The organism is Streptomyces sp. NPDC006372 (assembly GCF_040612515.1).
Classification (GTDB): domain Bacteria; phylum Actinomycetota; class Actinomycetes; order Streptomycetales; family Streptomycetaceae; genus Streptomyces.
The window spans coordinates 1-12,357 of sequence record NZ_JBEXQJ010000034.1; the positions used below are offsets into that span (position 1 = coordinate 1).

The window sequence follows — 12,357 nt, forward strand, 5'->3', positions numbered from 1 at the left end:
GGCGCGGCCCGGCCCGCCGGGGCCGGGCCCGCCCCCCGCCCCCCCCCCAGTGGGGAGCGAGGTGTGCAGGGTCTTCTTGTTGCCGGAAATGACTGGCGCCTGGGAGTCGTTCCCGCCCTTACGTCATCGCGACGACGACTTTGCCGGCCTTCGCCCGTCCCTTTTCGACGTATTCCATGGCCTGGAGGGTTTCTTCGAACGGGAAGACGCGGTCGATGACGGGGCGGATCTTCCCGGTGTCGATGAGGGGGGTGAGTTCGCGCAGTTGGTCACCGCTGGCCTTCATGAACAGGAACGAGTACGTCACACCGTGACGCCTGGCGTTGCGCCGGGTTTTGAAGCTGAGGGCGGTCATGGCCAGGCGGAGGATCGGGTTCGCGCCCAGTTCGCGGGCGAAGGCCGGGTCGGGCGGGCCCGCGACGCTGATGGCTGTGCCGCCGGGCCTGAGAACGCGCAGGGACCTGGCGAGGTTCTCGCCGCCGAGGCTGTCGAGGACGACGTCGTAGCCGTCGAGGACCTCTTCGAAGTCCTGGGTGCGGTAGTCGACGACGACGTCCGCGCCGAGGTCCTTGGCCAGATCGACTTTGGCGGTGCTCACGGTGGTGGCCACGTGCGCGCCCAGCGCCTTGGCCAGCTGGACGGCGATGGAGCCGAGGCCGCCGGCGCCCGCGTGGATGAGGACCTTCTGGCCCGGCTGCACGCGTGCCCGCTCGACCAGTGCCTGCCATGCGGTCAGGCCGACCAGGGGGAGGGAGGCGGCCTCGGCCATGGTGAGGGTGGCCGGTTTGGGTGCCAGGTCGTCCTGGCGGACGGTGATGAGTTCGGCGAAGGTGCCGATGCGGTCCTTGTCGGGCCGGGCGTAGACCTCGTCGCCCACCGCGAAGCGGGTGACGGACGGGCCGATCCGGACGACCGTCCCTGCGAGGTCGTTGCCCAGAACGAGCGGGAGACGGTAGGGCATGAACGCCTTGAAGTCTCCGTTGCGGATCCTGAGGTCCAGGGGGTTGACGCTCGCCGCGTGGATCTTGACCAGGACGTCGTCGGCACCTACCTGGGGGTCGGGTGTTTCGGCGGCGCGCATCCTGGCTTGGTCGCCGTATTTCTCGACCATGAAAGCCTTCATCGTCGTCTCCCTTCCGTTTCCCGTCCATGAAAGGCCGGGGAGCCGTTTGCCCCGGGTTTTACCCAGTGCAGGGCAGTTTGTGTTGTTTTTCTGGGCGCGCGGGCGCACCGCGTTCTCAGGCGCGTTCACCCATCAGGCCACCGGCACGACCGGAGCGGTGACGCGGTCGGCGGCGCCTCCCTGGAGGCGGTCCAGGGAGGCGGTGATCGCCTCGTGGGGCATACCGAGCGGCACCGCGCTGACCTCGGCCAGGCGGATGTACTGTTCATCGGTCAGGTGGACGTCGAGGGCGCCGAGGTAGCTGTCGAGCTGGGAGAGATTGCGCGGCCCGATGATCGGGACGAGCGTGGCCACGGAACGGGCGGCGCGCTCGCGCACCCAGGCCACCGCCACCTGGGCGGGCGTCATACCGGTCTCCTCGGCGATCGCCAGAACGGTGTCGACGACGGCGGTCTTCTGGCCGGTGCTCTCGGTGTGAATGACCATGCCCAGGTCGCTCAGGCGCCCCTCGGTGGAGCTGCGGTACTTGCCGGTGAGCAGTCCGCCGCCGAGCGGGGACCACAGGGCTGCGCCGAGCCCGAGGCTCTCGGCCATGGGCAGGAGCTCACGGTCGGCGGTGCGCTCGACGAGGCTGTACTCGTGCTGGATGCCCACGATCGGGGCCCAGTTCTTCAGGTCCGCGAGGGTTACCGCGCGCGAGACGCGCCAGGCGGGGAAGTTGGACAGCGCGGCGTGGTGGATCTTGCCCGCGCTCACCAGGTCGTCGAGTCCGCGCAGGAGTTCCTCCACAGGAGTGAGCTCGTCGGGGAAGTGCACCCACAGCAGGTCGATGTGGTCGGTGCTCAGGCGCTTCAGGCTGGCCTCGACCGAGGCGACCAGGTTCTTGCGGCTGTTGCCGGTCCTGGAGATGCCGGGCTGCGGGCCGGCGCCGAGGGCGAACTTCGTGGCCAGGACGAAGTGGTCGCGGTCGGCGGAGATCAGCTTTCCGGTCAGTTCCTCCGACTCGCCGAACTGGTAGGCGTCCGCGCTGTCGAGGAAGGTGCCGCCGGCCTCGGCGAACCGGTCGAAGATCCAGCGTGCCTCGTCCGGCTCGGCGCCTGCGCCCCAGCCGGTGCCGAAGTTCGCGGTGCCGAGCGCGTACTCGGAGACGCGCAGTCCGGTCCGGTGGCCGAAGGTCGTGTAACGCATGAGATGTCCTTGCGTGAAGGGGTGTGAAGGTGGTCGCGCCGGGTGGAGGGGTGAGCGTCAGCCCGCGTTCGGCTGGGGTGCCGTGGACAGGCTCCGCTTGACGTACCGGCTGGTCTCGTCGGCGACGATCTCGGGCAGGCCGGTCTCGATGCCGTACAGGGCCTGGGCCGCGACATCGGCGGCGGAGACCTTCTGATCGGCCGGCACGCCGGCGGCCATGTCGGTGTCCATATAGCCGACGTGCAGCGCCGAGACGGCGATGCCGCGGGGTGCCAGCTCCTCGCGGGTGGCACCGGTCAGCGCCCACGCGGCGGCCTTGGACGCGGCGTAGGAGCCGAGTCCTGCCGGGTGGAACCAGGACAGGGCGGACAGGACGTTGAGTATGGCGCCGCCGCCGTTGCCCTCGATGACGGGGGCGAAGGATCGGGTCGCGGCGAGCGGGCCGAAGAAGTTGGTCTCCATCTCCCGGCGCACCTCAGCCACGTCGCCTCCGATCAGCGACGCGCCGGTGGAGATACCCGCGTTGTTGATCAGCAGTGTCGCGTCGGACGCCACGCGCGCGGCCTCTCGTATCGAGGCCTCGTCCGTGACGTCCAGCCGCAGCGGGATGACGCCCGGCGCGTCGACCGTCTCGGGGCGTCGGGCCGCGCCGTACACCTTCGCGCCGCGCTCGACGAGCTGGGCGGCCAGGTGCCGCCCGAAGCCCCGGTTGGCGCCGGTGACGACCGCGACCGCGTTCTTCAGTTCCATGCTCGCTCCTGGTCGTGGCGGGTGCCGTCGGCCACCCGCAGGAATTAGATTACGAATGCAATCTAAACACGGGGTCTATGATAGATGCCAGTCGACATCCAAATGGGAGGTGGTCATGGGCCGCGTATCGCAGGCGCAGGCGGAGGAGAATCGCAGGCGGGTGGTGGACACCGCGTCCCGGCTGTTCCGCGAGCAGGGCACGCAGGTCAGCGTCGCCGACCTGATGAAGGCGGCCGGTCTGACACACGGCGCCTTCTACAAGCAGTTCGCCTCCAAGGAGGCGCTCGTCGACGAGGCCACCGCCCACGCCTTCGCCGAGCTCGCCCAGCGCTACAGCGCCGGGCTCGAGCGGCACGACGGGCAGCGCGCCGCCGCCCAGCAGGCGCTGATCGACACCTACCTCTCCGTCGAGCACCGCGACGACCCGGCGGACGGCTGCCCGGTCGCCGCGCTCGCCACCGACATCGCGCGCGAGGGCGGGGGGCGCGAGGCCCGTCGCGTCTACGCCGAGGGGGTGGCCGACTTCGCCGATTTCCTGGCCGGTGACGACCAGGACGGCATCGTCCGGCTCTGCACCCTGTTCGGTGCGCTGGTCCTGTCCCGGGCCACCAAGGGCTCCCCGCTCTCCGGGGAGATCCTCGCCGCCGCGCACGCGGCCTTGACCGCGCGGGCTGATCAAGGGCAGTAGGCAGACCGTCTGCCTCGCTGGTCGGCTCGGCCGGACCGGTGGCCGCCGCACCCGGCCGATGGTGTTCCACTTGTTTCACGAAGTACCGGCGTTCGAGCGGACGGCGTCCCTCGCGACCTTCCTGGCCTGTGCACTCATGGGGGAGGCGCTGCATCGGAGGACACCGTCAAGGTCTCGTCCTGAGATTCTCGACGCTCGCGTGATGCGTGATGCTCGAATCGGGAACCTCAAGAAGCGTGAGGCCGAGTGGCTGCTATGACCTCGCCGCCTTGATACCAGCCCGGCATCATGACTGCATGGCGATGCCACTCCGACTCCCCGACGACCTTGACGCAAAGCTCACCGAGCGGGCTCGTCGGGAGGGCCGCAGCAAGCAGGAACTAGCCATTGAGGTCATCCGTGACGCCCAGAACCGAGCCGAGCTGAAGGTCGATGACGTTCTGGCCGAGCTCATGGACAGCGATGCGGAGATCCTGGACTACCTGAAGTGACGGACGTGCGCTACATCCAGATCGACGAGATCCTGGCAATCGCCCGCACGGTCAACGGTACCGAGCACAGCGTGCGTGACATGGGCCTTCTGGTGTCGGCGATCGAGCGACCCCGGACCAGCGTCTTCGGAGCCGAGTCGTATCCCACGCTGCACGAGAAGGCTGCGGCACTGCTGCACTCCGTCGCCCGCAATCACGCGCTGATCGACGGCAACAAGCCCACCGCCTGGCTCGCCATGCGTGTCTTCCTGCGGTTCAACGGTGTCAGCGCCAGTACCGTCTCGCCGCCCGTCTCCGTTGCCGGCCCGTTCGTCGAGGCAGTCGCACAGGACGACATCGATGTACCGGCCATCGCCAAGCGCCTCTCGACCTGGTTCCCCGCTTCTTGACGTTCGACATCGTGCGGCGGGGACGAAACGGAGTTCCGAAAGTGGCAGCCGGCTCCATGCATTCTGCCGGGCAGACTGATCCCGTTCTTTCGGGATCTGTTCGTTCGGCGGATTGATGCGTAGCTCGGGCCGGACGTGACGCCCGCATGACGCCCAGGGTCTTCGGCCAGGCTCCCGGAGCCTGTAAAGCTCCCGGCTGACCAGATGTCTTAGGCGCCGGTGTGACGTTCGCTCGGCGCTCGGGCGCCCGCAGGACTGTCCAGGCCGGTCCCGAGTAGCCGGTAGTCGTCCCCGGCGCCTTCTTCGACCTCAGCGTCCCTGCCGGCCTCGCCGGCACCGGCACGCCCATCTGTCCTCAAACGTTGCTTCGTCCGTGTGACCTGGCCTTGTCTTGTGCGTCGGGGTCCGGTCGGCGCGGGCACACTGCGGCCGACGGGTCGCTCGGCCCGGTGTGCTGCCCAGAGAGGTGCCCACGTGAATCGCCTGACGATGAGGGCTGCCGTGCTTGCGATGGCCGCCATGTTCGGATTGGTCTCTCCGCTGCCCGCCGCCGGGGCTGCGGAGCCCCTCCAGGGGGCCCGGGCGGGCTCCCGGTCACACCAGGCCGCACCGCGCCCCCAGTACAGCCCGAACATCGACTACATCACGTGTGAGATCAACAAGGAGCGGGCCGGTCAGGGCCTGCCGGCGCTTCGGATCTCCGAGCGCGCGTCTGACGTGGCAAGGAGCCACGCGGCCGACATGAGCAGGATGGGGCGGCTCAGCTTCGTCGGCACCGACGGCAGGAGCACGCGGGACCGGCTCAACGATGCCGGCCTCTTCTCCCCGATGTACAGGGAGCACCTGCTCTACGGCTACAACCACGACGGGTGGTTCGCGGACAAGGCCACCGACCCGGCCCCGGAGAACGCGTTCTACAAGCGGCTGATGAGCCGGGACGTCGTGGCCTTCAGCCTGGGCTACGACAACCTGTACTGGGACGTGCTGCTCCTTGGGCCGCACCGCCGTCTGGTGACCAGGGCCGCTGCCTGCGGTGGGAGCGTCGGCTGACAGGAACTGAACCGTACCGGCTGCCGGGCGGCCGGTACGATTCGCCACTGTCGTCACTATCACTTGAATTTCCGTCAGCAATGACGGTTGCAGAACTGTGAAACTTTTCGCTGTATTGGATCTTTTCCCGCTGGAAGAATTCCCCCTTGGTTGCCTCGTTCGAGGAGCCGCAGCGCAACTGAACACCAGGGGGAAACGTGGCAGGAGTGACCGGTCGCGGCGGATGGAAAGTCGAACGGGATGACGATTCGTGGACCGTTCCCGGATATGTCGATCTGAAGAATCTGGGTAAGGGTGGGAATGGGCGGGTAGTGATCGCCCGTCACGAAGCGACCAGCCGAAACGTCGCGATCAAATACCTCAATGAGGAACTTTGTTCGAAGACGGAATTTCGCACTGCCTTGCGAAATGAGGCCCGGCTCCTCAGTGGTCTGACATCGCCTCATGTGACGCGGCTGTACGAGTACGTCGAAGCCGAGCAGGGCGCGGCCATCGTCATGGAACTGGTTTACGGTGCCGCACTCCGCGCGCTGCTGAAGAAAGAGGGACACACGCACCCCGAGGCCGCACTCGTCGTGCTGAAGGGGTCTTTGCGCGGGCTTGCCGCCGCGCACGGTGTCGGCGTCGTGCACCGCGACTTCAAGCCCGAGAACGTGCTGGTGAACTGGGACGGCCAGACCAAGCTGGTGGACTTCGGGATCTCGGCGCGCACCGGCGACCGCCACAACCTGTGCGGCACCTTTGCCTACATGCCCCCGGAACAGTGGAAGACGGAAGCCGCCACGCCGGCCGGCGATGTGTACGCGGCGACCGCCACCCTCTACGAGTGTCTGACCGGTGCGCGTCCGTTCGAAGGGCCGGAACCCGTCGACTTCCTGCGCCAGCACGTCGAGGAGCCGGTGCCGATCGAGCGGGTGCCGGAAGAGGTACGCGGGCTGGTCCTGCACGGCATGGCCAAGGACCCGGCGCTCCGTCCCGCCGGCGCTCTCGACTTCCTGCGGGAGCTGGAGTGGGTGGCCGAGAACGCGTACGGAGCCGACTGGGAGGAACGCGGCCAGAGTCGGCTGGCCGCGGTCGCGGCGGCCCTGGTGCCGGTGGCGATCTCACGCCTGGACGCTCGACTGGTGGGCTCCTCGGCCGAACTGGCCCGCACCGTGCTGACCGCACGGCGCCGCAAGCGGCTGCGCAGGCGGGGCGATGTACTCACCGGCGCGGCCGCCGTGGCGGTGGCGGGGTTGCTGAGCGTGATGCCCAACGGCTGGGCGGGCGGGGCCGAAGCGCACGCCGGTGCGCACACCGAGGCCGTCACCAGGGTCGACGCGCTGAAGGACACCGGTTCGTCGAACGAGACGCGGGGTAGCGAGCGTGACCGCACGCCCGAGGCTGTCGAGGACTCCGACGGGGCGGGCGCAGCGCCCGCCGATGGTGGCACCCGTTCCGACTCGGGCTCCGGCGGGGAGGCCGGGGACAGTGGCACGGACGCCCGGCCTCGGGAGGGGGATACCGGCCGGGGTACGGAGAAGAGCGGTGGCGGGCCGAGTGACACCGGAACCGATGCCGACGAAGGCGTGGACGGGGGCCCTGGTGTGGAGAACGACACCGACCCCAGCGACACCGAGCCCAGCGACACCGACCCCAGCCGCGTCGAACCCAGCGACAGTGCTTCCCCTGAGGACGGAAACACGCCGGGTGGCAAGCCGGACGACAGGGGCCCTGATGAGGGCAGGGGATCCAGCACAGGCCCCACAGACCAGCCCGGATCCGGACAGGACGGCTCCGGCCCCGGCCCCGGCACCGGAGAGAACACCCCGCGGCCGGGACACGGTCACTCGAACGGTGGCACCGGCGACGGTGTACCTGGGTCAGCGGGCGGCCCTGTGACCGGCGGGGGCACGGGCCCGGAAGGTGACACAAGCCCCAGCCCCAGCACGCAGTCACACGCCACCAGCCAGAGCAGCACCGACTCCGGTACCTCCGTCGGCGGCAGCGGCGGCGACGCCGGCTCGGGTTCGGCGGGGACATCGGCGGTGACTCCGCGGCAGGGGACCCCGGTGGCCGTGGAGGGTGAGCCCGGCTGACGCCTGTCCGGCTGAGTGTCTGAGAGCGAGTCGAACGGAGGGCGAGGATGACGGACCGCGGCGAACGCCCGGTGGTGCCGTGGGAGTTACCGGAGACGGGCCTGCAGCCGACCTTGCAGGATCCGGATGTGCAACCGACCATCAGGGACGTCGTCGACGCCACCTACGTTCCGACCGCGCTCGACGCCCACTGGACCAGTACCGAGCCCGCGCCCGCGCCCACGCCGGATCCCGAGCCCGCGCCCGCGCCCACGCCGGATCCCGAGCCCGAGCCCGCGCCCGAGTCCGAAGTCCTGCACTTCGGGCCGGGCGTCCCGCCCCTGGGACTGACGGACACCGCCGTCGACGTCTGGCGCGGCACGGGGAAGCACATGAGCCGGAAAGCTTCCCGCGGACGGCCGCACTGGCTGCGCAGATACGGCCTGGCGGCGGCCGTCCTGGTCGTCGGGCTGGCCTGGTTGCTCTGGCAACGGCAGACAGGGGACCTGAGGATCACCGAGGTCACGGCACAGACGAGCAGCGTCCTCGGATGTGACGGAACCGCCGAGGTGGTCGCGGTGGTGCACACGAACGGGGCGGCCGGCGCGTTCACCTACGAGTGGAACCGCAGTGACGGCACCTCCTCGGGCCCGCGCGAGGAGCGGTTGGGCAAGGGGCAGGAGGAGACGCGTCTGCGCCTGCTGTGGACCTTCCGTGGCAAGGGCACCAGCAAGGCGACGGCGTGGCTGGTCATCAAGTCCCCCAGCCGGCACACCGCGTCCGCGTCCTTCTCCTACACCTGCCGTTGATACCGGTTGAGGGGAGGCGGGGTGAAAGAACCGTCTCTTTCAGCGGGCCCGTTCACGTCAAGCGGGAGCCGAATTCCAAACAGGAGGGCCACGAATCGGTCGGCGTCGCAACGACGGGGAACAGAGCGGCAATCATTTGATACGCAAATTCACATCTTGCGTCGTATGTCCCGCCGGCTGGATAAAATTCACGCAGACGGGACATCTGCGAGGGGGACGGTGTGCCCAGTGTGTGGGAACCACATGGGGAGCGCGGGTCTGCACTGCGTCAGGCACAGACCGCATACCCGCGAGGCACGCTGTTGCGGGAGCTGAACGGAGTGGCCGAGGCGCACGGCGGAGCTGCCGACCAGGCGCGGTCGGCCCTGCTGCAGGCCGGCACCGTGCGCACCTACGAGGCCGGCGAGATCATGCTGCTCGAAGGCGCCACGGACACGTTCGTGCTCGTGCTGCTGAACGGCTTCGCCAAGGTGGCGACGACCGATGATCAGGGCGCGACCTCCCTCGTGGACATCCGTGCCGCCGGTGATGTCACGGGAGAAACCGCGGCCTTCGACAACGAACCCCGTTCGGCCACGGTCACGGCAGCCGAGCGGCTGTTCGTGCGGCGCATATCGCAGCAGGAGTGGCTGGGTTGGCTCGCCCGGCACCAGGCCGCCGGGCTGGCCGTCAGCCGGAGTCTGGCCCATCGCAGTCGTACCGCGGTGCGTCGCCGCACCGAGTTCACGCGCGGTCCTGTCATCGCGCGTCTGTGCCGTGCCGTACTGGATCTGACGGAGCAGTACGGAGCCCCGACACCGGACGGTGTGTCGGTCAGGCCCGGGCTGACGCATGCGGAGTGGGGCGAGTTCATCGGAGCGCGGGAGCGGCGTGTGCAGCATGCGCTACAGGAGTTGAGGGCCTCGCGAGCCGTCAGCTACGGACGCTGCCGCCTCACCGTCCACTCGGTTCCCGTACTGCGGAGAATCGCCGCCGCTCACTGACCGCGCGGCCCGGTCGGCGGCGTCTCCGCTGAGAGGACCTGGCCGAAACGTTTTCTTGGCCGACCTTGGCCCGAACCCGCACTGCGACCGGTTCGGACGGTCGTCGGACGGCTTCACTACGGGCCAGGAGTACGGGGGAGCGTCACGCACGGTTCGCCGTATTCGCTTGTGTGTCAGGCGAGACCACCATGTGAAGCGCTGCGAGGCACTGCATGCCGACCATTCCCGTCACCGTGCTCGGCCCCGCCGAGTCCGGCAAGACCGTCTACCTCGCCAGTCTGTTCCGCAGACTCGCGATCCCGCGACCGGACCTGGGGTTCCACGTCCAGCTGCCACCAGAACAGTCGACCAGGTTGAACAGGATCTACCAGCAGATCACGAGCCCCGACGCCTGGCCGGACCCTCAGCGCCGGCACGACATATCGGAGTGGGAGTTCACCTGCTCCGTCCGCACCGCGCGCAACGAGACCTACAGCCCCTTCTCCATCACGTACCTGGACTACTCGGGCGAGCACCTCACCGAACCGGACGGGCGGGTGGAGGCAGGCAACCGGGTCCTCAGCCGGATCCAGGAGTCCGAGTTCCTCCTCGTCCTGCTGGACGGCGTCAAGGTGCTGCGCTTCCTGGACGGAGACCTCACGCTGATGGAGGATCTCGTCGCCGTCTTCAGTCACATGCTGAAGAGCCGGGGCATCGTGCACTTCGTCATCACCAAGTGGGACGTCCTCGTGGCGGCGGGGCACACGGTGCAGGCCGTCAAAGACTGCCTCATGCGGCACCCGGACTTCAGGGACACGGTGGAGACCCAGCTGCGGTCCCCGGGCAGCGCCAAGGGAGTGCGTTTCATCCCCGTCAGTTCCGTCGGGCTGGATTTCGCGACTCTCGGTCCGGACGGCGTGACCATGGTCAAGAAGGGCGGATTCCCCACGCCGTTGCACGTGGAGATTCCGTTCATGGCGGTGCTGATGGACCTCTTCGAGGCCCAGTTGAAGGAGATGGAGCGTCACGCGCCACCCGAATCCCAGCAGATCGAGCGGAGCAACCAGCGGCTCGCGTGGATGCGGATGGTCAAGGACAGGGTGCCGCTCGTACGGACGCTGCTGAACACGGCCGCCACGAGGTCACCCGTGATGCGGTTGGTGCGGGACCACATGGCCGACGTCTTTCTCCAGTTCGTGGAGACCCAGGTGACCGCCTACGGCGACCGGGTCGAACAGGACATCAAGCAGCTGCGTGACCGCATGCTGCGGGCCACCTCCGAGAAGGAGGCGCTCGCCGGGCTGGTCGCACTCTTCCACGCCAAACTCGCCGAGTTCGAGGCCGAGCATCCGGGCTCGCGGTTCATCAGGGAGGAATCGTCGTGGACCACGGCATGAAGCACTCCTCATCCGTCGAGGTATGGCCGTTCGCCCTCACGCGGTCCGTGAGAACCGGTTTCCGGATCGTGGCCGCGCCCGACTTCCTCGTGGACGAGCACAGGCACTCCCTGCTCCACGACGTGACGGCCGGCGACCCCACGGAGGACGCGGTCTACCGACGTGAGTACCGGGGACGCGGGTCGGAGTCGTTGTTCCTGCTGTACCGGGTCGTCTATCTCAAGGCCGCCGATGTGGGCCAGGACGGCGAATACGCGATGAGCGGACCCCGGCGCACCCCTCTGATCGAAGGAGTCGTCTGCAGGACGCCTCCCGGAGCGCCCGCCACCCAGGAGCTCCTCGCCGACGTCCATCGCCGATGCCGAGCGGACGTACGGGCGTTCTTCGAAGCCGACACCACTGCCCACCCGGTGAGCCCCTGCCCGTCGTTCGCCGCACCGGAGACCGGCGAGACCCTACGGGTCGTGGACCTCGACCCGTACCTCACGGAGCCCTCCCCCTCGGAAGGGAGCACTGTGACGGCCCACCCGGGCCGTCGACCATCGCGCATCCCGCGAATCGCCCGAGCGCTCCTGTCCGCTGTCCTGTCGGCCCTCGGTCTGCGCCCTGATCGACAGGTTGCTGACGCTGGGGACTCCGTACCTGGAGAGGGCGGAAAGAATCCTGTATCTCCTGAGCAGGCTCGCGGCGGGGGAACAGGAGCGGGACATCCCGCGTCAGGCAGGCCCCGGCGGTTGGCGCGAACCGCCGGAGCGATCCTGCTGACCGTCCTTGTCTTCCTGGTCATCAGGAAGCTCAAGTGACCTACGAGGGCCGGCACACGGCGGACGGCATCCGTCTGCTCGTCCAGCTCCTGATGACCGATCTGCGGGGCGTGGATCCCGCCACCGTCAGGCCGGAGCTCTGGGCCGAACCCGTGCGGGGCTGGCTGACCGCGGGGGCCGCCCTGGCCGCCGGCGAGCCCAAGCGGGCGCTGGCCGTGCTGGACGACCCCGAACCCGAGGAGACCTACGACGACCTGGTGACACGGACCCTGCGGACCGCGACCACCGCCATGGACGTCAACTGGGGCCCCGGCGGCGCGGTCGGCTGGGCCCTGCCGGCCCAGGGCGAGGCGGCGCTGCTGAAGGCCATGGACGGAACGCACGGCCGCCTGGCCGTCCTCGCCCGAGACCCGGGCCTGCGGCTCGCCGCCTTCCTGGCGGCCCGCTACCTCCCCGACCTGCTGGTCACCCGTGCCGTCCTGCGGAGCGGGGAGACGCTCGCCGCTCAGCCTCCCGAGGTGATCGCGGCGGTCGGTGGGGCCGGAGAAGTGGGCGAGGCCGTGCGGTGGTTCGACGAGGTGCCGCGCGAGATCGCCGAGGGGCGTCTCGTCGGCCCGGTCGCCTACCACTTGCTGATCGCGGGAGACGTGCGGGCACGGGCCGGGGACCGGCGCCGGTGCGAGGCGCTG

At 69.0% G+C, this 12,357-nt stretch carries 12 protein-coding genes; 9 read left to right on the forward strand and 3 right to left on the reverse strand.

All coding sequences use genetic code 11. The features are described 5' to 3' along the window. Window positions 1-118 precede the first annotated feature (118 nt). The 3 genes from ABZ016_RS34435 to ABZ016_RS34445 all read right to left on the reverse strand — a co-directional run bounded on the left by ABZ016_RS34435 (window position 119) and on the right by ABZ016_RS34445 (window position 3,061). Window positions 119-1,123: an NADP-dependent oxidoreductase gene (locus tag ABZ016_RS34435; protein WP_356920636.1), complete on the reverse strand. Its 1,005-nt coding sequence runs from the start codon at window positions 1,121-1,123 to the stop codon at window positions 119-121. Window positions 1,124-1,255: 132 nt separating this feature from the next. Further along, a complete protein-coding gene (locus ABZ016_RS34440; protein WP_356920637.1) occupies window positions 1,256-2,311 on the reverse strand; it encodes an aldo/keto reductase in 1,056 nt (351 codons plus the stop codon). 57 nt (window positions 2,312-2,368) lie between these two features. Then, on the reverse strand, window positions 2,369-3,061 hold the full coding sequence (locus ABZ016_RS34445; RefSeq protein ID WP_356920638.1) for an SDR family oxidoreductase: 693 nt from the start codon (window positions 3,059-3,061) through the stop codon (window positions 2,369-2,371). 115 nt (window positions 3,062-3,176) lie between these two features. Here ABZ016_RS34445 and ABZ016_RS34450 point away from each other — a divergent pair, with 115 nt between their 5' ends. The 9 genes from ABZ016_RS34450 to ABZ016_RS34490 all read left to right on the forward strand — a co-directional run bounded on the left by ABZ016_RS34450 (window position 3,177) and on the right by ABZ016_RS34490 (window position 11,707). Continuing rightward, window positions 3,177-3,749 (forward strand): TetR/AcrR family transcriptional regulator, encoded by a 573-nt coding sequence (locus ABZ016_RS34450; RefSeq protein WP_356920639.1) that lies wholly within the window; start codon window positions 3,177-3,179, stop codon window positions 3,747-3,749. A 296-nt stretch (window positions 3,750-4,045) separates the two neighbouring features. Next, window positions 4,046-4,240 (forward strand): ribbon-helix-helix protein, CopG family, encoded by a 195-nt coding sequence (locus ABZ016_RS34455; protein ID WP_356920640.1) that lies wholly within the window; start codon window positions 4,046-4,048, stop codon window positions 4,238-4,240. After that, on the forward strand, window positions 4,237-4,629 hold the full coding sequence (locus ABZ016_RS34460; RefSeq protein ID WP_356920641.1) for a Fic family protein: 393 nt from the start codon (window positions 4,237-4,239) through the stop codon (window positions 4,627-4,629). The genes ABZ016_RS34455 and ABZ016_RS34460 overlap by 4 nt, the downstream gene beginning before the upstream one ends. Window positions 4,630-5,148: 519 nt before the next feature. Continuing rightward, window positions 5,149-5,679, forward strand: coding sequence for a CAP domain-containing protein (locus ABZ016_RS34465; protein WP_356920642.1), 531 nt, complete (start codon window positions 5,149-5,151; stop codon window positions 5,677-5,679). Between the two features lie 197 nt (window positions 5,680-5,876). After that, on the forward strand, window positions 5,877-7,757 hold the full coding sequence (locus tag ABZ016_RS34470) for a protein kinase (protein ID WP_356920643.1): 1,881 nt from the start codon (window positions 5,877-5,879) through the stop codon (window positions 7,755-7,757). A 47-nt stretch (window positions 7,758-7,804) separates the two neighbouring features. Beyond that, window positions 7,805-8,545 carry a hypothetical protein gene (locus tag ABZ016_RS34475; protein ID WP_356920644.1) on the forward strand — a complete coding sequence of 247 codons (741 nt, stop codon included), beginning with the start codon at window positions 7,805-7,807 and terminating at the stop codon, window positions 8,543-8,545. Between the two features lie 302 nt (window positions 8,546-8,847). Further along, window positions 8,848-9,528 carry a Crp/Fnr family transcriptional regulator gene (locus ABZ016_RS34480; RefSeq protein ID WP_356920645.1) on the forward strand — a complete coding sequence of 227 codons (681 nt, stop codon included), beginning with the start codon at window positions 8,848-8,850 and terminating at the stop codon, window positions 9,526-9,528. 212 nt (window positions 9,529-9,740) lie between these two features. After that, complete coding sequence (locus tag ABZ016_RS34485) at window positions 9,741-10,904, forward strand: hypothetical protein (RefSeq protein ID WP_356920646.1); 1,164 nt, start codon at window positions 9,741-9,743, stop codon at window positions 10,902-10,904. After that, window positions 10,889-11,707: a hypothetical protein gene (locus ABZ016_RS34490; RefSeq protein ID WP_356920647.1), complete on the forward strand. Its 819-nt coding sequence runs from the start codon at window positions 10,889-10,891 to the stop codon at window positions 11,705-11,707. The genes ABZ016_RS34485 and ABZ016_RS34490 overlap by 16 nt, the downstream gene beginning before the upstream one ends. Window positions 11,708-12,357 lie beyond the last annotated feature (650 nt).

What these genes read in the sequence shown, in the direction of transcription:
- ABZ016_RS34435 (WP_356920636.1), bottom strand. Translation starts at nt 1,123, where the DNA reads ATGAAGGCTTTCATGGTCGAGAAATACGGCGACCAAGCCAGGATGCGC.
- ABZ016_RS34440 (WP_356920637.1), bottom strand. Translation starts at nt 2,311, where the DNA reads ATGCGTTACACGACCTTCGGCCACCGGACCGGACTGCGCGTCTCCGAG.
- ABZ016_RS34445 (WP_356920638.1), bottom strand. Translation starts at nt 3,061, where the DNA reads ATGGAACTGAAGAACGCGGTCGCGGTCGTCACCGGCGCCAACCGGGGC.
- ABZ016_RS34450 (WP_356920639.1), top strand. Translation starts at nt 3,177, where the DNA reads ATGGGCCGCGTATCGCAGGCGCAGGCGGAGGAGAATCGCAGGCGGGTG.
- ABZ016_RS34455 (WP_356920640.1), top strand. Translation starts at nt 4,046, where the DNA reads ATGGCGATGCCACTCCGACTCCCCGACGACCTTGACGCAAAGCTCACC.
- ABZ016_RS34465 (WP_356920642.1), top strand. Translation starts at nt 5,149, where the DNA reads ATGTTCGGATTGGTCTCTCCGCTGCCCGCCGCCGGGGCTGCGGAGCCC.
- ABZ016_RS34475 (WP_356920644.1), top strand. Translation starts at nt 7,805, where the DNA reads ATGACGGACCGCGGCGAACGCCCGGTGGTGCCGTGGGAGTTACCGGAG.
- ABZ016_RS34485 (WP_356920646.1), top strand. Translation starts at nt 9,741, where the DNA reads ATGCCGACCATTCCCGTCACCGTGCTCGGCCCCGCCGAGTCCGGCAAG.